The sequence below is a fragment of the Actinobacillus indolicus genome (genome assembly GCF_004519515.1).
Lineage (GTDB): Bacteria > Pseudomonadota > Gammaproteobacteria > Enterobacterales > Pasteurellaceae > Glaesserella > Glaesserella indolica_A.
Window position 1 is genome coordinate 1,118,677 of record NZ_CP038145.1, and the last position, 17,730, is coordinate 1,136,406.

At 43.7% G+C, this 17,730-nt stretch carries 15 protein-coding genes; 10 read left to right on the forward strand and 5 right to left on the reverse strand.

Annotated elements, in window-relative coordinates; all coding sequences use genetic code 11:
• Positions 1-16 precede the first annotated feature (16 nt).
• The 9 genes from fucO to EXH44_RS05525 all read left to right on the forward strand — a co-directional run bounded on the left by fucO (position 17) and on the right by EXH44_RS05525 (position 10,376).
• On the forward strand, positions 17-1,168 hold the full coding sequence (fucO, locus tag EXH44_RS05485) for a lactaldehyde reductase (RefSeq protein WP_162856583.1): 1,152 nt from the start codon (positions 17-19) through the stop codon (positions 1,166-1,168).
• Between the two features lie 290 nt (positions 1,169-1,458).
• A complete protein-coding gene (gene aldA / locus EXH44_RS05490; RefSeq protein ID WP_162856584.1) occupies positions 1,459-2,901 on the forward strand; it encodes an aldehyde dehydrogenase in 1,443 nt (480 codons plus the stop codon).
• Between the two features lie 116 nt (positions 2,902-3,017).
• Positions 3,018-4,463 carry an NAD-dependent succinate-semialdehyde dehydrogenase gene (locus EXH44_RS05495; protein WP_162856585.1) on the forward strand — a complete coding sequence of 482 codons (1,446 nt, stop codon included), beginning with the start codon at positions 3,018-3,020 and terminating at the stop codon, positions 4,461-4,463.
• 188 nt (positions 4,464-4,651) lie between these two features.
• Positions 4,652-5,251, forward strand: a complete 600-nt coding sequence (locus EXH44_RS05500) for a CDP-alcohol phosphatidyltransferase family protein (protein ID WP_162856586.1) — start codon at positions 4,652-4,654, stop codon at positions 5,249-5,251.
• 12 nt (positions 5,252-5,263) lie between these two features.
• Complete coding sequence (locus EXH44_RS05505) at positions 5,264-7,012, forward strand: bifunctional alpha/beta hydrolase/class I SAM-dependent methyltransferase (protein WP_162856587.1); 1,749 nt, start codon at positions 5,264-5,266, stop codon at positions 7,010-7,012.
• 65 nt (positions 7,013-7,077) lie between these two features.
• The gene (locus EXH44_RS05510) at positions 7,078-8,379 is read left to right on the forward strand and encodes a phosphatase PAP2/dual specificity phosphatase family protein (RefSeq protein WP_162856588.1); all 1,302 of its coding nucleotides are present in this window, start codon (positions 7,078-7,080) and stop codon (positions 8,377-8,379) included.
• A 29-nt stretch (positions 8,380-8,408) separates the two neighbouring features.
• Positions 8,409-8,774: a hypothetical protein gene (locus EXH44_RS05515; protein WP_162856589.1), complete on the forward strand. Its 366-nt coding sequence runs from the start codon at positions 8,409-8,411 to the stop codon at positions 8,772-8,774.
• A 10-nt stretch (positions 8,775-8,784) separates the two neighbouring features.
• On the forward strand, positions 8,785-9,441 hold the full coding sequence (locus EXH44_RS05520) for a lysophospholipid acyltransferase family protein (protein ID WP_162856590.1): 657 nt from the start codon (positions 8,785-8,787) through the stop codon (positions 9,439-9,441).
• Positions 9,438-10,376, forward strand: a complete 939-nt coding sequence (locus EXH44_RS05525; protein WP_162856591.1) for a phosphatidate cytidylyltransferase — start codon at positions 9,438-9,440, stop codon at positions 10,374-10,376. The genes EXH44_RS05520 and EXH44_RS05525 overlap by 4 nt, the downstream gene beginning before the upstream one ends.
• 116 nt (positions 10,377-10,492) lie before the next feature.
• Here EXH44_RS05525 and EXH44_RS05530 read toward each other — a convergent pair whose 3' ends face one another.
• From EXH44_RS05530 to glpA, 5 genes are read right to left on the reverse strand one after another with little or no spacing between them, the layout of a single operon-like run.
• A complete protein-coding gene (locus tag EXH44_RS05530) occupies positions 10,493-11,314 on the reverse strand; it encodes an IS3 family transposase (RefSeq protein ID WP_162857531.1) in 822 nt (273 codons plus the stop codon).
• Complete coding sequence (locus EXH44_RS05535) at positions 11,299-11,673, reverse strand: helix-turn-helix domain-containing protein (RefSeq protein WP_162856592.1); 375 nt, start codon at positions 11,671-11,673, stop codon at positions 11,299-11,301. The genes EXH44_RS05530 and EXH44_RS05535 overlap by 16 nt, the downstream gene beginning before the upstream one ends.
• 59 nt (positions 11,674-11,732) lie before the next feature.
• Positions 11,733-13,010 carry an anaerobic glycerol-3-phosphate dehydrogenase subunit GlpC gene (gene glpC, locus EXH44_RS05540; protein ID WP_162856593.1) on the reverse strand — a complete coding sequence of 426 codons (1,278 nt, stop codon included), beginning with the start codon at positions 13,008-13,010 and terminating at the stop codon, positions 11,733-11,735.
• Position 13,011: 1 nt separating this feature from the next.
• On the reverse strand, positions 13,012-14,295 hold the full coding sequence (glpB, locus tag EXH44_RS05545; protein ID WP_162856594.1) for a glycerol-3-phosphate dehydrogenase subunit GlpB: 1,284 nt from the start codon (positions 14,293-14,295) through the stop codon (positions 13,012-13,014).
• A complete protein-coding gene (gene glpA, locus EXH44_RS05550) occupies positions 14,285-15,976 on the reverse strand; it encodes an anaerobic glycerol-3-phosphate dehydrogenase subunit A (RefSeq protein WP_162856595.1) in 1,692 nt (563 codons plus the stop codon). The genes glpB and glpA overlap by 11 nt, the downstream gene beginning before the upstream one ends.
• Positions 15,977-16,279: 303 nt before the next feature.
• Here glpA and glpT point away from each other — a divergent pair, with 303 nt between their 5' ends.
• Positions 16,280-17,725: a glycerol-3-phosphate transporter gene (glpT, locus tag EXH44_RS05555; protein ID WP_162856596.1), complete on the forward strand. Its 1,446-nt coding sequence runs from the start codon at positions 16,280-16,282 to the stop codon at positions 17,723-17,725.
• Positions 17,726-17,730: the final 5 nt, after the last annotated feature.

Below are 17,730 nucleotides of genomic sequence, written 5' to 3' on the forward strand. Positions count from 1 at the left end.
TAAGAAGGAAAACATTATGGCAAATCGTCTTATCCTTAACGAAACCAGCTATCACGGCAAAGGTGCAATTCAACACATTGTTCACGAAGTAAAAAGCCGTAGTTTCACTAAAGCCTTAATCGTCACCGACAAAGATCTTGTGCGTTATCAAGTTGTTGCAAAAGTGACTAACTTACTTGACGAAGCAGGCTTACCTTATGAAATTTTTGATGAAGTTAAAGCAAACCCAGCTGTTTGTGTCATCAAAAAAGGGGTAGAAAAATTCAAAGCTTCTGGTGCTGACTATATGATTGCAATCGGTGGTGGTTCACCTATCGACAGTGCAAAAGGTATTGGCATCATCATCAACAACCCAGAATTTAGCGATGTCCTTTCCCTTGAAGGCGTTGCACCAACCCACCAAAAATGTGTTCCTATTATTGCTGTACCAACCACAGCAGGTACAGCGGCAGAAGTGACAATCAACTATGTTATTACCGACGAAGAGAAAAAACGTAAATTCGTCTGTGTTGATGTTCACGATGTGCCAGCTGTTGCTGTTGTCGATCCCGATATGATGTCCTCCATGCCAAAAGGCTTAACTGCTGCAACAGGTATGGATGCATTAACCCACGCTATCGAAGGCTACATTACTAAAGCGGCTTGGGAATTAACCGACGCCCTTCACTTAAAAGCGATTGAAATTATCGCTCGTTCATTACGTGGTGCGGTAGAAAACGATCCTGCAGGTCGTGAAGGAATGGCATTAGGTCAATACATTGCAGGTATGGGTTTCTCTAACGTTGGTTTAGGTGTTGTTCACAGTATGGCTCACCCACTTTCAGCTTACTACGACACTCCACACGGTATCGCCAACGCCGTATTACTGCCTTATGTGATGGAATTTAACAAAGAGTACACAGGTGAAAAATACCGTGAAATCGCACGAGCAATGGGTGTGAAAGGTGTTGATAACATGACCCAAGAAGAGTATCGCAACGCTGCAATCCAAGCGGTACAACAACTTTCTACTGATGTTGGTATTCCTCCAAAACTTTCCCAAATCGGCGTGAAAGAAGAAGATTTACCAGCTCTCTCTATTGATGCACTCAATGATGTTTGTACTGGCGGCAACCCTCGTGACTGTACCGCAGAAGAGTTGTTAGAAGTGTATAAAATTGCATTCTAAATTTGCAAAAAATTGCTAAAAACAGACCGCTTGTTGAGTTACAAGCTGTCAGATTCCCTTAGAATTTTGCAAGTGAGAAAATAAGTCGATATTTCCTGTATGCCCGAATTTTCTATAAAAGCGAAAATTCGGGCATTTTTATTTCTCTTCCTTTTTCTACAAGCGGTTAGATTTGTGATTTATTTCACAAAAATTTAACAAAATTGTAAAAATAATTTATCTTTTTATTTTTGTGATGAAAAATAAACATAACTAGCCGATTTATTCATCAACTCATAAAGGGGAAACACATGAAGACATTACCAATGTATATTAACGGTGAATTTGTTATTTCCAATAGCGGTAAAACCTTTGACGTTTTAAACCCAGCAACAGAAGAAGTAATTGGTGTCATTACCAAAGGCACTGTAGAGGATGCTCAAGCAGCCATTGATGCCGCAGAAGCTGCACAAGATGCATGGGCGGCATTGCCTGCAATTCAACGTGCGGGTTATCTACGTAAAATTGCTGATGGCATTCGTGCAAGAGCGGAAGAAATTGCAAAGGTGATTTCATCTGAAATGGGGAAAGTGTTACCACTTGCTCGTGTGGAGGTGAATTTCACCGCAGATTACATTGATTATATGTCTGAATGGGCTCGCCGCTATGAAGGAGAAATTATTCAAAGTGATCGCCCGAATGAGCATATTTTCCTCTATAAAAAACCAATTGGGGTAACTACAGGTATTCTCCCTTGGAACTTCCCGTTCTTCCTCATTGCACGCAAAATGGCACCAGCATTGGTGACGGGTAATACTATCGTTTTAAAACCAAGTGTTGATTCACCAATCAATGCCGTGTTGTTCTCCGAGGTGGTACATAGTGTTGGATTACCAAAAGGGGTCTTTAACGTTGTGCATGGCTCAGGATCTGATGTAGGTAATGAATTAGCAGCAAATCCAAAAGTAGGCTTGATTTCACTCACAGGCAGTGAACCTGCTGGACGTAAAGTCATGGAAGCAGCAAGTCAAAACATCACCAAAGTGAACCTTGAACTTGGTGGTAAAGCGCCTGCGATCGTCTTTGCTGATGCAGACTTAGATTTAGCAGCCAATGCGATTGTAGCTTCTCGTGTGATTAACTCTGGACAAGTGTGTAACTGTGCTGAGCGTGTTTATGTTCAACGTGAAATTAAAGATGCTTTTGTAGCAAAATTAGTTGAACGTATGCAAAAAGTCCGTTCAGGTAATCCATTAGAAGATGAAACCTTAGATATGGGGCCAATGGTAAATAAACAAGGTTTAGATCATGCTCAAGCGATGGTTGATGCCGCCGTACAAGCGGGTGGACGTGTGTTAACGGGGGGTAAAGCGGTTGAAGGCAAAGGTTATTACTTTGAACCAACCGTCATTGATAATGTAGATAACAGCATGGATATTCTCCGTTCTGAAATTTTTGCTCCTGTTATCCCTGTTGCAACTTTCGATACCGTTGATGAAGTGATTGCACTGGCAAATGACTGTGAATATGGTTTAACTTCTTCTGTTTACACACAAAATATCAATAAAGCGATGAAAGTGGTTTCTCGCTTAAAATTCGGTGAAACCTATGTAAACCGTGAAAACTTTGAGGCGATGCAAGGCTTCCATGCAGGTTGGCGTAAATCAGGTATTGGCGGAGCGGACGGTAAACATGGTTTAGAAGAATACCTCCAAACCCATGTTGTTTATCTACAATATGATGACAAAATCTAATCGCTACAAGCGGTAAGATCTGACGTAAAATTTGCAAATCGGCTTAACTTTGATGGTTAAGCCGATTTTATTTATAGTAAGATATTTGGTGAAAATAGACTTAATTGGAGGATGCAATGAATCGTTTTACATTATTAAAACAACAAGCTTATATCAATGGCCTTTTTATTGATGCTCTGAATAATAAAACGTTCTCTGTCACCAATCCTGCAACCCGTGAAGAAATTTGCCAAGTCTCAGATTTAGGGGAAAAAGAGACAGAACAAGCTATTCTTGCTGCTGAAGTTGCACAAAAAGCATGGGCGAAAGTATTACCTAAAGAGAGGGCAAATATCTTACGCTGTTGGTTTGAGTTGGTTATGCAAAACCAAGAAGAATTGGCTCAAATTTTGAGTTTAGAGCAAGGCAAGCCGATTGCCGAAAGTCGTGGTGAGATTGCTTATGGCGCTAGTTTTATTGAATGGTTTGCAGAAGAAGCCAAACGGATTTACGGTGATATTTTACCGTCGGATAAAACCAATCATCGGCTGATGGTGATTAAACAACCGATCGGTGTTGTCGCAGCTATCACTCCTTGGAATTTCCCTAATGCGATGATTACTCGTAAAGCCGCTCCAGCCTTGGCGGCAGGCTGTGCCGTTGTTGTGAAGCCTGCAGCAGAAACGCCCCTTTCAGCTTTAGCTTTGGCAGAGCTTGCTCATCAAGCGGGCTTACCGAAAGGGTTGTTAAATATTGTCACCAGTACTGATGCTGTTGCTGTGGGTAAAGTCCTTACCGAAAGCCCTATTGTGCGTAAAGTCACTTTTACAGGTTCTACTCGAGTTGGAAAAATTTTAATGGAACAATCCGCTTGTACTGTGAAAAAACTCGCTTTAGAACTGGGCGGAAATGCGCCGTCTATTGTGTTTGATGATGCAGACTTGGATAACGCCGTTGAAGGTGTTTTTGCTTCTAAATTCCGTAATAGTGGGCAAACCTGCGTTTGTACTAACCGAATTTATGTGCAAGAGGGTATTTATGAACAGTTTCTTGCAAAATTCAAACAGAAGATGGCTCAAATAAAATTAGGAAGTGCAAATGAACTAGGCGTCACAATGGGGCCTCTTATCACGCAATCTGCGGTAGAAAAAGTGCAACGCCATATTGAAGATGCGGTTCAAAAAGGCGCAACAGTCATGATGGGCGGAAAACCGAGTGCATTAGGTGGTACGTTCTTTGAGCCAACCTTGTTACGAGATGCGACACAATCTATGTTGATTGCTCATGAAGAGACCTTCGCTCCCCTCGCGCCAATTATCAGATTTGAAGCGGAAGAAGAGGCCATTCAAATGGCAAATGACACCGAGTTTGGTTTAGCCTCTTATCTCTTCACACAAGATATGAGCCGTATTTGGCGAGTATCAGAAGCACTAGAATATGGCATAGTGGGGATTAATGAAGGTTTGATCAGTAACGAAATCGCGCCTTTTGGCGGAGTAAAAGAGTCTGGTTTAGGCAGAGAAGGATCGAAATATGGTCTTGAAGAGTTTTTAGAAATGAAATATCTCTGTTTGAAAATCTAATGTGGATAAACAAGCGGTCAGTTTTCGTCTGTTTTTTGCAAAAAATCCGTGGAATCAGACCGCTTGCCGTTTTCGATCAATTGATTTATTTCTTTGATATTTCAAGCTTTTTGCCGGTTGAATCACTTGTTTTTAGCGGAATTAATGGCTACTATAGCACAAGATATCAACAATAGAAGGTGTAGATTATGAGCATTTATGCACTTAAACCTAAATTTCAGGATTTACTCCGTCCTATTGTCCACCAACTTGATAAACTGGGTGTTTCCGCCAATCAAGTAACCCTGTTTGCTTTCTGGGTTTCCGTTTTCCTTGGCGGATTTCTCAGTCTCTTTTCTTTCTCTTCCGCACTTTTTTGGTTGTTACCAATTTGGCTGTTTTTACGTATGGCATTTAATGCAATTGACGGTATGCTGGCACGTGAATTTAACTGGAAATCCAAGCTCGGCGGCTATTTAAACGAGCTTACCGATGTGGTCGCCGATGCGGCGCTTTACTTGCCCTTTGCCTTTATTGCACCGTTTAACGGCTTTCAAATCGGCTTATTTATCTTTCTTGCCGCAATGACAGAATTTTGCGGGGTATTAGGGCAGGCGCACGGTAACGGTCGTCGCTATGACGGGCCGTTTGGTAAAAGTGATCGCGCCTTTTTTATCGGTGCGTTAGCATTATGGTATGCCATTGCCGGTAAATTTCATTTTCTTTTCAATGTGCTGATGTGGTTGGCCTGTTTGGCACTTATCATTACCTGTTATAGACGTGTTAAAAGCGGTTTAGCTCAAGACTAAAAGGAGCCTCAAATGCAAAATATCGACCAAGAAAAATATTTCACGACTGCAGACGGCACTCAACTGTTTTATCGTTATCGCCCGGCAAAAGACGGTAGTCAGGACAAAGCGATAGTGTTATTTCACCGCGGACACGAGCATTCCGGACGGATGATGTTTGTTGCCGATGAACTGGGTTTTGATGATTTTGCCTATTTTGCTTGGGATGCGCGCGGGCACGGGTTAAGCCCGGGTGAGCGGGGTGACAGCCCGAGTTTGGGGACGTCGGTTTCCGATATTCAGGATTTTATTCAACATATCGGGCGGGAATATGGTATTCAGCCGGAAAATATTGCGGTGATTGCGCAAAGCGTCGGAGCGGTGTTGGTGTCGACGTGGCTGCATGATTACGCACCGAAAATTCGTTGTGCGGTATTGGCTTCACCGGCGTTTAAAGTGAAATTGTATGTGCCGTTTGCCCGTGCAGGATTGAAATTGATGTATAAATGGCGAGGCAATTTCTTTGTCAACAGTTACGTAAAAGCCCACTACCTGACGCACAATAAGGCGCGACAAGACAGTTATAACAACGATCTGTTGATCGCCCGTGCAATTTCCGTCCGTATTTTACTCGGATTATATGATGCGGCGGAGCGTGTCGTGGCTGATGCACAGGCAATTACCACACCGATTCAGCTAATGATTTCAGGCAGCGACTGGGTGGTTCACCATAAACCTCAGCATGATTTTTACAATCGTTTGGGCAGCCATATTAAAGAACGCCACGTATTAGACGGTTTTTATCACGATACCTTGGGTGAAGAGCAACGGGAAGCGGCATTTAAAGAAATGCGCCGTTTTATCCGTGAGCGTTTTAATCAACCGCTGCCCGTCGTGGATGTTACGCAGGCGCATATTCACAGCCAAAGCCGTATCGAAGCGGATGAATTGGCAACGCCATTGTCCCCGTATAGTCCGCGAGGGGCGTTTTGGGCGGCTTATCGCTGGTTGATGAAATTAGGTGCTAATTGGAGCGAAGGACTCAGAATCGGCAAAGAAACGGGATACGATTCGGGTTCAACTTTGGATTATGTATACCGCAATGAGCCGCAGGGAACGAATAAATTCGGGCTGATGGTCGATAAAAACTACTTGAATGCAATCGGTTGGCGCGGAATTCGGCAACGCAAAGTAAATATCGGCAAAGCGATTCACATGGCAATGGCAACACTTCGGGCGGAATCCAAACCGGTTCATGTATTAGATATTGCTTCCGGTCACGGGCGTTATGTGCTGGACGCATTAACGGAGGAAAGTTTGCCCGACTCAGTCCGTCTGCGGGATTACAGCCCGATTAACGTGGCGGCGGGGCGGAAGCTGATTGAAGAGCGCAATTTGCAACGGGTGGTGACCTTTGATGAAGTGAATGCGTATGATCGCAACAATTATCGTGATCTTTCTCCTCGTCCGACCTTGGGAATTGTCTCCGGTTTACATGAACTGTTTGCCGATAATGATTTAATATTGAACTCGATTTACGGTTTCGGTGATGCGATTGAATCCGGCGGTTACTTGATTTACACCGGGCAGCCTTGGCACCCACAGTTGGAGCTGATCGCCCGCTGTTTAACCAGCCATAAAGAGGGCAGTCCGGATTGGGTTATGCGCCGCCGTAGTCAGCAAGAGATGGATCAATTAGTGGAAAAAGCCGGTTTTGAAAAAATCCATCAATGGATTGATGAAGACGGCATATTTACCGTCAGCTTGGCAGTGAAAAAGTAAATGCCGTTTAGCGGCGGACAAGCGGTCGGTTTGGCGTGTTATTTTGCAAATAAGAGAGCAAGGCAATGATGAAACATCTGCGGCATCGTTTAGGCTATTTACTGGCAGTCGGCATGTTGTTTTACGCCAGTTACGGTTTAAGCAATTGGTTTACCGCACAACGGGCGGACGTGCCCGAAATCGCCTATGAATGGGAACAACACATTCCATTTTTAGCGTGGACTATCGTACCTTATTGGTCGCTCAACGTGATGTATTCACTTGCCTTCTTTTTTGCCCGTTCTCGTCAGGAACTGCACCGCTACATTACGCATTTAGTCGTGGCGCAAGTGATTGCGGTGAGCTGTTTTTTACTTTTCCCGTTACAATTTAGTTGGACAAAACCTGAAACAACAGGGATTTCAGGCTATTTATTCGCCTCGTTGGCAACTTTCGACCAACCTTATAATCAAGCCCCTTCTTTGCATATTATTTTAACCGTGATTGTCGGTATGTTTTATTGGCGCTATTTGCCGAGAACGTGGCGTATTCCGTTGCTGCTTTGGTTAGGGTTAATTGCCGTCTCTATTCTTACCACCTATCAACATCACTTTATTGATTTGCCGACGGGAGCATTGGTCGGTTGGTTAGTCGTTTGGGCATTGCCTTATGAGCAGCCGAGCCCGTTGCAGAAATGGCGACGGTTTGATGCCTCGCGCTTTGCGCAAATGAAATGGTATTTGCTCGGTGGGATTGCCGTAAGCGTTATCGCCGTGGTATTGGGCGGTAGCGGGTTTTGGTTATTGTGGATAAGTGTGGCATTATTTTTAGTCAGCTACGCGCTTTATTATGGCGGTATTCGTGTGTACCAAAAACAGCCGAACGGTAAACTGAGTACGGCAGCGACGGTATTATTATTGCCTTACCTTATTGGCGTTCGTACTAATATCGCCTTTTGGCTGAGGGGAAAACCGAAAAGCTCGCAGGTTCAAACGAACCTTGCGATCGGTAGCCTGACTGTCGCCAAACAGTTTGATGCGGTCGTTGACCTCTGTGCGGAATATCCTTGTATTAAACCGCCGGCTAACTATGTTTCCGTTCCAATGTTGGATATGGCGACACCTACTGTGGATGATTTGATTACCGCTGTATATCAAGTGCAACAATTTCATCGCCAACAGTATAATGTGTTAGTGTGTTGTGCCTTAGGCTACGGACGCAGCGCAGCGGTAATTCTCGTATGGTTGGTTGTCTACGGTGGCTGTCAACATTTACCGCAAGCTCTTGAACGATTACGCAGCATTCGTCCGCATGTCGTGTTGCCTTTGGCTACCGAACAAGTCGTACTTGCTACAATTGAATATTTACAAAAAAACGAGGAAAACTGACCGCTTGTACCTTGAATTCAGGAGGAAATATGTCTGTCCATACCCGTGTTACCGCAAACCTACTTGCAACTGCCCGCTATATCGCCGTGGCAAATCTTGCTGTTTTCATTTTGTCCGCTCAATTAGGCGGTGGATTATTCCTTTTACAGACCATACTTGCCGGCGTATTGCTCTATTTGCACGTTAGAGTGTATTTCGACCAGCAACTTTTTATCGATTTAGCTTATCACCATCTGACTACCGAAGAATTAGACCGTTCGCTAAACGAATTGGATTTGCAAAAAACATTAGGAAACCGACCGCTTGAAGAACGGGCGCAAGGTGCTTTGCGGCTTTGGAAAAATGCCGTGTATGCCAGTGGTGTGCAGTTAATTTTGCTCTTTTTGCAAGCCTAAGGAGTAAAGTATGAAACAGCTGATTAAAAAACCTTTAGCGTGGCTTACTAACCATTTGCTCTGCCGCTTTGTTTCGTTTTTAACCGGAATCCGTACCAAATCTTCCCATGAAATGACTTTTGAGCCGGAGCGTAAAGTTTACTATTCCAACCATAGTAGTCACGGTGACTTTATTTTAGTATGGAATTCATTGCCCGCTCGTTGGCGACTGCAAACCCGACCGGTTGCCGCCGCAGAATATTGGAGGGTGGGCAGAGTCAAAGAATTTATTATTGACAGTGTGTTTAATGCCTTATTGATTCCGCGTCAAAGTGATGATCCGCAAGAGATTACGGAGCAGATGAGTGAGGCATTGAAAAAAGATTCGTTGATCATCTTTCCCGAAGGCACACGCAATACCGATGAAAATGTACCGTTACTGCCGTTCAAAACCGGTATTTATTACCTTGCCAAAGCGAATCCGGACGTACAGTTTGTACCGATTTGGATTAACAATATTAACCGTGTGTTACCGAAAGGAAAAGTTCTGCCGGTGCCGCTGTTGTGTGATGTGATTATCGGAGAACCGTTGCAGTTGAACGAAGGTGAAGAAAAGCAGGCGTTTTTAGATCGTTCCCATGAGGCATTATTGGCATTAGCGCCGAGAGGTAAGGAGGAAAGTATATGATTTCTCAACAAGTCGGCTATATTTTTGCTTCAGTATTTGCCGTATTGATTATTGCCAGTGTGATTGGAGAGTTGTTGAAACAAAAATACGGGGCGCAAAATACGACGATCGTGAATCTGATTGATCGTATCAATGCATGGTGGGCAATGGTACTTGTGCTGTTTATTGCATTTTTGTTCGGGCATATCGGCACGATTATTTTATTCTTTTTAATTTCTTTCGTCGGATTACGCGAGTTTATGACCTTGGTTTATCGGAAACAAAGCGACTATTACAGTATGGTTGTCTGCTTTTATTTGTTGCTCCCGATACAATATTATTTTGTTTGGTCACAATGGTACGGAATGTTTTCGATTTTTATCCCGGTTTACGGCTTTTTGATTTTACCGATTGTCGCGAGTTTGAGCGGTAATACCGAGCAGTTTTTGGCGCGGGCGGCAAAAACGCAGTGGATGGCGATGATCTGTATTTTCTGTTTATCACATGTACCGGCATTGTTGTTCTTAGAATTGGACGGTTTTGACAGCAGTAACAATATTTTATTGTTAATTTTTATGATTGCGACGGTACAAGCGAGCGACGTGTTGCAATATATTTGGGGAAAGTCCATTGGCGGTCCCCAAATTATGCCGACCTTATCACCGTCTAAAACCATTTCCGGTACCGTAGGCGGTATTGTCTCCGCAACAGGGCTTGCCGCATTGATGGCGCCGATTACGCCGTTCAGCCATTGGCAAGCAGCGGGAATTGGTTTGGTTATTTGCCTGATGGGCTTTTTCGGCGGACTGGTAATGTCGGCGATTAAGCGGGATCATCATGTCAAAGATTGGGGAAATATGATCAGCGGACACGGCGGCATGTTGGACAGAGTCGATTCAATTTGCTTTGCCGCACCGATTTACTTCCATGTTGTGCGTTATTTTTGGAATGGGTAGTAAAGAGATAAAAGAACGATTTATTTAATCGGTTTGATATATCACAAGCGGTCGGATCTGCAAAATATTTTGCAAATCCAACCGCTTGTTGATCTACCCCCCAAAAGTTGGACAGGTTATTCACGTAAATATTGAGCTCGGTATTGTGCCGGGCTCAATCCTTTTAAGTCGAGTTTAATTCGTTTTTGGTTGTAATACACCAAATATTCTTCAATTTCTGCCTGTAATTCGGCGATTGATGTATAAGTCCGTGAGTAAAAACATTCTGATTTCAATATCGCAAAGAAGCTTTCAATCACGGCGTTGTCATAGCAATTGCCTCGGCGGCTCATGCTTTGTATTGCCTTGCCTTCCAACATTTTTACCCATTCAGCCGTGCCGTATAACACGCCTTGGTCGCTGTGAATAATTGGGCAATCTGTCGGCTTGAGCTGACTCAGTCCTTGCTCTAACATCCTTTTTACCAATGAGAACTTCGGACGTGCAGCAAAATTATACGCAATAATTTCCCTATTAGCCAAATCCATCAGCGGTGAAAAATAGAGTTTTTCTTGCCCAATCTGAAATTCCGTCACATCGGTCACCCATTTTTGATTGAGTCGTGTTGCCGTAAAATCACGATTCAGCACGTTCGGGGCAATATGTGACGTTTTCCCGCGTTTTCCGTTTCGTTTCTTACGTAATATTGAACGAATACACAATTCGTACATCAATTTCAGCACGGTTTTGTGATTCAAACCCAAGCCGATTTGACGCAATTTTAATGTTAAAGGACGATAGCCGTCACGCTGTTTGCTCTCGTGATACAGCGATAAAATAGCCTCTTTCGCTTGTGTGTAGTCGCGCTTAACCTGTTGATAATAAAAGGTTGAACGCGGCATTTTAGCCACGCGAAGTAAATCATTTAATGCATGATTTGTTTTTAACGCTTCGATAATTTCTCTTTTTTCTGCCGTTGTTTTTGACGGTCTAGCTCCTCCAACTTTTTTAGGTAAGCATTCTCCGCTCGTAAATAAGCCAACTCTCGTTGCAGTTTTTTAAACGCTTGGGGCGAAAGGTCGGTTGGCTCCGGCACTTCAATTTCTTTCTTTTTCATTTTCTGTTTCACTATTTTCGGTGGTTGAGGCTTTTTATAGGGGAATTTTACGCCATCAAGTCCTCTTTCACGAAAGGCTTTTAGCCAATGAATTACCACAGAATGGGGAATGTGATGAAGTTTTGCCACCTCGCGGATACCAACATCCTGCTCGATGACCAATTTGATAATGTCTAAACGAAATTGATAAGGATGGGACATAATCTGCACCTCAAATTAGGTGTCCAAGTTTTGGGGTGCAGATCATGTCTATGGTTGAGTTATCTCTCCAACGCCATCGCCAACAAGGTAATCGGGTGTAGGCAGGTTAAGTTGGTGGACATATCAATCTGCCATTTACAGGTTTCGCACTCGGACACCACATAGTCAAAACCGCCGTTGTTGATGTGTTCGAACAACGGATTGCCGATGGCTTGTGAGGTTTCGTAGTTTTCCGCTTTGAAGCCGTAAGTCCCTGCAATACCGCAACATTGTGATGGCAACATCACGATTTCAATCCCTGGGATATGTTTTAATACATCAAGGGTGTAAGGCGCCCAGCCTGCTTTATCAACGTGACAAGCGGTGTGATACGCAATGCGTAATGGCATCTGTTTGAATTTTGGTTTTTTGCCTTGATTAAACAGTTCATAGAGATATTTGGTGACGATATGAACGTGTGGGCGGACTTTGGCATTATCCATGCCTAGAACGTGATGATATTCGTCACGCAAATTCATTGTACAGCTTGATGATGTTCCCACTACGTCAAGCTCTCGCTTCATCACTACTTTTTCAAGTTCCGCCAGGTTGAATTTCGCTAATCCTTTTGCTCTTTCAGGGAAACCATTTACAGCCAATGGCAAGCCACAGCATTTCTCTTTTTCGAGTAGCACAACGCCGATGTCCATGGCGTTAAATACATCAATCAGCTCTTTGCCAAGTTGTGGATTGTTATAGTTCACATAACAGCCGTGATAGTACGCCACTTTTTCACGGTAAAGGGCTTGGCGTTCTTGCTCTTTTTTCATATACCAGTTACGGAATGAGCCAAATGAATATTTTGGCAATGAGCGATGACGGCTCACTTTAATGGTTTTTTCAAGCAAGAATTTGGTTGCTTTTAGACCCGTAATGGTATTCACAATCGGAGCCAAAGGGGTATTCATTTTACCCATCAGATCGGTATTACTTAAAATCGCATCACGCAGTTTGTGCATTAGCGGTTTGTTTTGGCGATCTAAATGACGGTTTCTCGCTCGTACGATAATGTCACCAATTTTGACATCAGACGGACAAGCTACTTCGCAACGTTTGCAGTTGGTGCAGTATTTGAGTGCTTCATCATAAAGTTCAGAGCTTTTTAAGCGTAAACGCTCACCATCTGGGCCAGATTGTTTCGGGCCTGGATACATCGGGTTATTACGCGAAACAGGGCAAACCGCCGTACAAGCGGTACATTTAATGCAACTTTCAAAGGACTCATCAAAACCGTGATGAACAACGGCAGAATGGGTATTTTGTTGAGCTTGTTCGATTAAACGTTGAATGTTGTTCATATTATGCCCCCACAATTTCTTCTGCAACGGCAAGTGCCGTTACCACTGCCACACCTGAGCCACAGCCTAATTCAAGGCTGTTAAAACCGCCAATGACGTTGCCAGTTGCATATAAATTCGCCATAAATTGCCCTTCTTTGCGAACTTGGCATTTTTCGTTGATCGCTACCCCTGCGGATTGATACGGCTGTGGCGATGAAAAGCGATTAGCTGTCCACGACAAGCGGTCGGTTTCGTTGAAATCTTTGCAACCGATAATATCGGCTTGGAACACTGGTTCAAAAATACGATCAAAATCTGCTTTCAAGCCGTTGCTGAAATAGCTTCCTGTGGCGAGTACAAAATGTTCTGCACTGATCGCATTGTCTTGGTGAAGCTGGGTGTAAATCCGTTGTACTTTGCCATTTTCAATATCGGCTCTTAATGCTCTGTCGCCGTTTAACATCAAACCGCCTAAGCGTTCAAAGCGGTGGCGAAGTTGTTTATGTTGGCGAATGCCGAGTAGTGATGGCGGTAAGGTTGGTAATTCAAAAATCGTCGCTTCCACCGCTTGTTGTAACTGGTTGAAGAAACTTTGATCGTCCAAGCCAAAACAAGCTGGTAAGAAGATCGCTTCTGCCCCTTTGGTTGCCGTTTTGATTTCTGCCACAAGATCACGGAAAGCCAATTTGTGTTCTAACACTTGAGCGATATTCACACTACGGAACTCACGGGCATTGTTACGCAGTTGGTCAAGCTCTGGAATGTTGAGATAGCCAGTGCTTAATTCGCAGTGGGTAAATTGTGAGTTCTGTTTTAGGTTATCGGCTAACAGTTGTGGCTGGAAGTCGTGATAGCCTTCGATCCCCAATATCGCAATCGTTTTATAAGGGAAAGGTTCGCTACCTTTGACTGTTGGCACGCTATTTGGCGATAACCACGCCCCAAGCAAGCCACCTAAAGGCGTTACTCGTAGATGATTTTGTGCGGTAGAGCCGACTAAATCGAGCTTGAGCGATGTGGCAAGTTGTTCAAATTGTGTCGCTTTGGCAAGCACTTTCTCTTTGCCAAGTAAGCTATAAGGGTGCTGTGGCAACTGTTTTGCGAAAGTTGCATAGGATTTGCAAAAATCAGCGACAAACTCTCCGCTTGGTAAACGGCTGAGTAAATCCATTGAACCCGAAGAGAAATCAATCGCCGCTTGACCATTGTTGATAATCACACAACGTTTACCCTGTTCTTGTAGGGCAACCCCACAGGTTAAGCCTGCAAGACCGCCACCGATAATGACTACATCAAAATTCATTGCTATCTGTCCCCTGTTGAGCTTGCTCTGCAAGCGGTTGCACATCATTTAGACCTAATAAACTGTAATAGATCCAACTGGTAAAATCGGCTTCTCGAATGGCATCGCCCCACGCAATCGGCTCAATCCCACGCCAGCGTTCTTCCATAAAAGAAGCCAGTTGAGTGGTGGATTGCCGTGGTGTTGCCACTTCAAAACGGGTCATCAGCCCAGCGGCACGGCAGGCACAGAGTTCTGCTTGGCAAGTTCCCATACCAACGCGGGTACGGCGACGTAGATCGACAAGATTATTGACACTTAACTCGTCCACTGCATAGCGAACTTCCCCTGCGGTGACCGCTTCACACTCACAAACCAGAGAGCGGTCAAGACGTTCTTTATCCAACAGGCGAGTAGCACGAGAGCCATGACGATAAACTGCAGAATAGCGAATGGTACTTGGCAGTGAAATGACTTTGCTGTTGGTTTCCGCTCGGCTTTCACTTGAACCAGGTAAGGCTTTTTCTGCAGTAACACAGCGGTCGGTTTTGTTTAATTTTTTGCAAACGAGATCCGTTGCCCACTCAGCCATTAAGCGATAGGTCATTAACTTACCGCCTGTAATAGTAATAAAGCCTTCTAAGCCATCACGCTCTTGGTGATCGAGCAAGACGATACCACGGCTGACATTACGTCCTGATGGATCATCATCGGTAGCCACTAACGGGCGAACCCCAGCGTAAGCACGCAATACACGGGTATGTCTTAAACTTGGTGCAAGTTTTTCGCCTTCTCTAAAGAGAATATCGACTTCTTCAGGGGTGACGATCATATTGTCGATTTGATCGTAGGGAATACGGCTTGATGTTGTTCCGATAACGCTGATAGTGTCGCCTGGAACAAGAATATCCGCATCGGCAGGCTTACGGCAACGGTTGATCACCATTTTGTTGATACGGTGTCCCATCACCAGCAATGCGCCTTTGGCAGGGAACATTCTGATTTTCAAATCGGCATATTCAGCAATGCCTTGTCCCCAAATACCACCAGCATTTACAACAACAGGGGCAAAGAATTGACGGTCCACTCTGTTTTTATGGTCATAAACGTTCACGCCAATCACTTTACCACCTTCACGGATTAACCCTTTCACTTCGCAATAGGTAAAGACTTTCGCACCATTCTCTGTAGCATCTAACATATTTGATGCCGTTAAGCGAAATGGATCAATTGAGCCATCAGGCACAACCACTGCACCTACAAGGGCTGGATTTACCGAAGGCTCCATTTGCATCGCAAGTTTTGGATCGATAGCAACCGCTTCAATGCCTGATTCGCTACAGGCTTGTAAAAAGTTTTTTTGGTACGCTAAATCATCCTCAGGTAAAGTAATAAATAGTCCTTCCGTTTCGTCAATACAATGACGAGCGATCTTGCGTAGAATTTTGTTCTCTTCAATACATTCTCGAGCAGATTCTCTATCATTTACCGCATATCTTGCCCCACTGTGCAACAAACCGTGATTACGTCCTGTTGCCCCTGTCGCAATATCTCGACGCTCAAGCAAAATACAGTTAATACCACGTAAAGCACAGTCACGAGCAATCCCTGCGCCTGTAGCTCCGCCACCAATGATAATCACATCCGTTGTTAAGGGTGAAAAATCAGCCACGTTTTTATACATTTTTGGTGATATATTCATCTTATCCCCCACAAAATAAACATAAAACAAAATAATTTGAATGTATTTTATCCTTAATCATTCTTTATAAACAATAAAATGAGCGAAAAAGAAATTAAATTTGTGATAATAATCACATTTTTTCACTTTTTTATTTAATTTTGAAAGTTTGTTTTGTGAACTACCTCACAAAATGGAGAAATATTTCTTTTTTCTTTTTTGAAAAACTTTATCATTAGCGACTCTTTTACTCTGTGAATTTTCACACAAATAGATATTAATTTTGTCTATAAACAAACATTTTTATTCTTAGTTGGAGGCTCTATGTTTGGTCCTTTTAAACCAGCCCCGCACATTGCGGAGCTACCAAAAGAGAAGATAGATTCGACCTATAATCGCTTGCGTTGGCAGGTGTTTGCAGGGATCTTCTTTGGTTACGCAGCATATTATTTCGTTCGTGCGAATTTCGATTTAGCTCAAAAAGGTTTGATTGAAGCTGGCTTATACAACAAGGCAGAACTCGGTATCATTGGTACGGGGGCTGGTCTTGCGTACGGTTTATCTAAATTCGTGATGGCGTGGATGTCAGACCGTTCAAACCCAAAAGTCTTTTTACCATTCGGTTTATTGTTATCCGGCTTGTGTATGACAATGATGGGCTTGATGCCGTGGGCAACCTCAGGTATCGCAGTAATGTTCGTGATGATCTTCTTAAATGGTTGGTTCCAAGGTATGGGTTGGCCGCCGTGCGGACGTACGATGGTTCACTGGTGGTCTAAATCCGAGCGTGGTACGATCGTGTCTATTTGGAACTGTGCGCATAACGTGGGCGGTATGGTACCGGGCTTGATGGTGATTCTTGCTGGTGCAATTTACTTCAACACCTATGGCGTAGAAGCAACCGCGAAAGACGTATGGCAACAAGCGTTATACTATCCGGGTATCGCAGCAATGATTGCGGCAGTGCCAATCTATTTTATGATGAAAGATACACCACAATCTTGCGGTTTACCATCAATTGAAAAATGGCGTAACGATTACCCAGATGATTACGATGAGAAAAAATCTGAAACTGAATTAACCACCAAAGAGATTTTATTCACTTATGTATTGAAAAATAAACTCTTGTGGTATATCGCCATCGCAAACGTCTTTGTTTACTTAATCCGTTATGGTGTATTGAAATGGTCACCAGTTTATTTGGGCGAAGTCAAACACTTCAATATCAAAGGCACCGCATCGGCTTATATTATCTATGAACTTGCGGCAATCCCAGGTACATTACTCTGCGGTTGGGTATCCGACAAAATCTTCAAAGGTAAACGTGGTTTAACTGGTTTCGTGTTTATGATTTTAACCACAGCAGCTGTTGTTGCTTTATGGATGAACCCGGCCACACCTGAAGCAGAATTGGCTCAATATGCAGGCAAAGCGTGGTATGAAAACCCATATCAATTAATGGACTTCATCCTGATGACCACAATCGGCTTCTTAATCTACGGCCCTGTAATGTTAATCGGCTTGCACGCACTTGAACTTGCACCGAAAAAAGCAGCGGGTACATCAGCAGGTTTCACCGGTTTATTCGGTTACTTAGGTGGTACAGTATCTGCTTCTGCGGTAGTAGGTTGGGCAGCAGAGTACTACGGCTGGGACGGTGGCTTCTATGTCATGATCGCTGGTGGTGTATTAGCAGTACTACTCATGCTTATCGTTATGCTTGAAGAGGGCAAACATAAAGCGAAATTAGAAGATAGCTACGGCAAATAATTAAC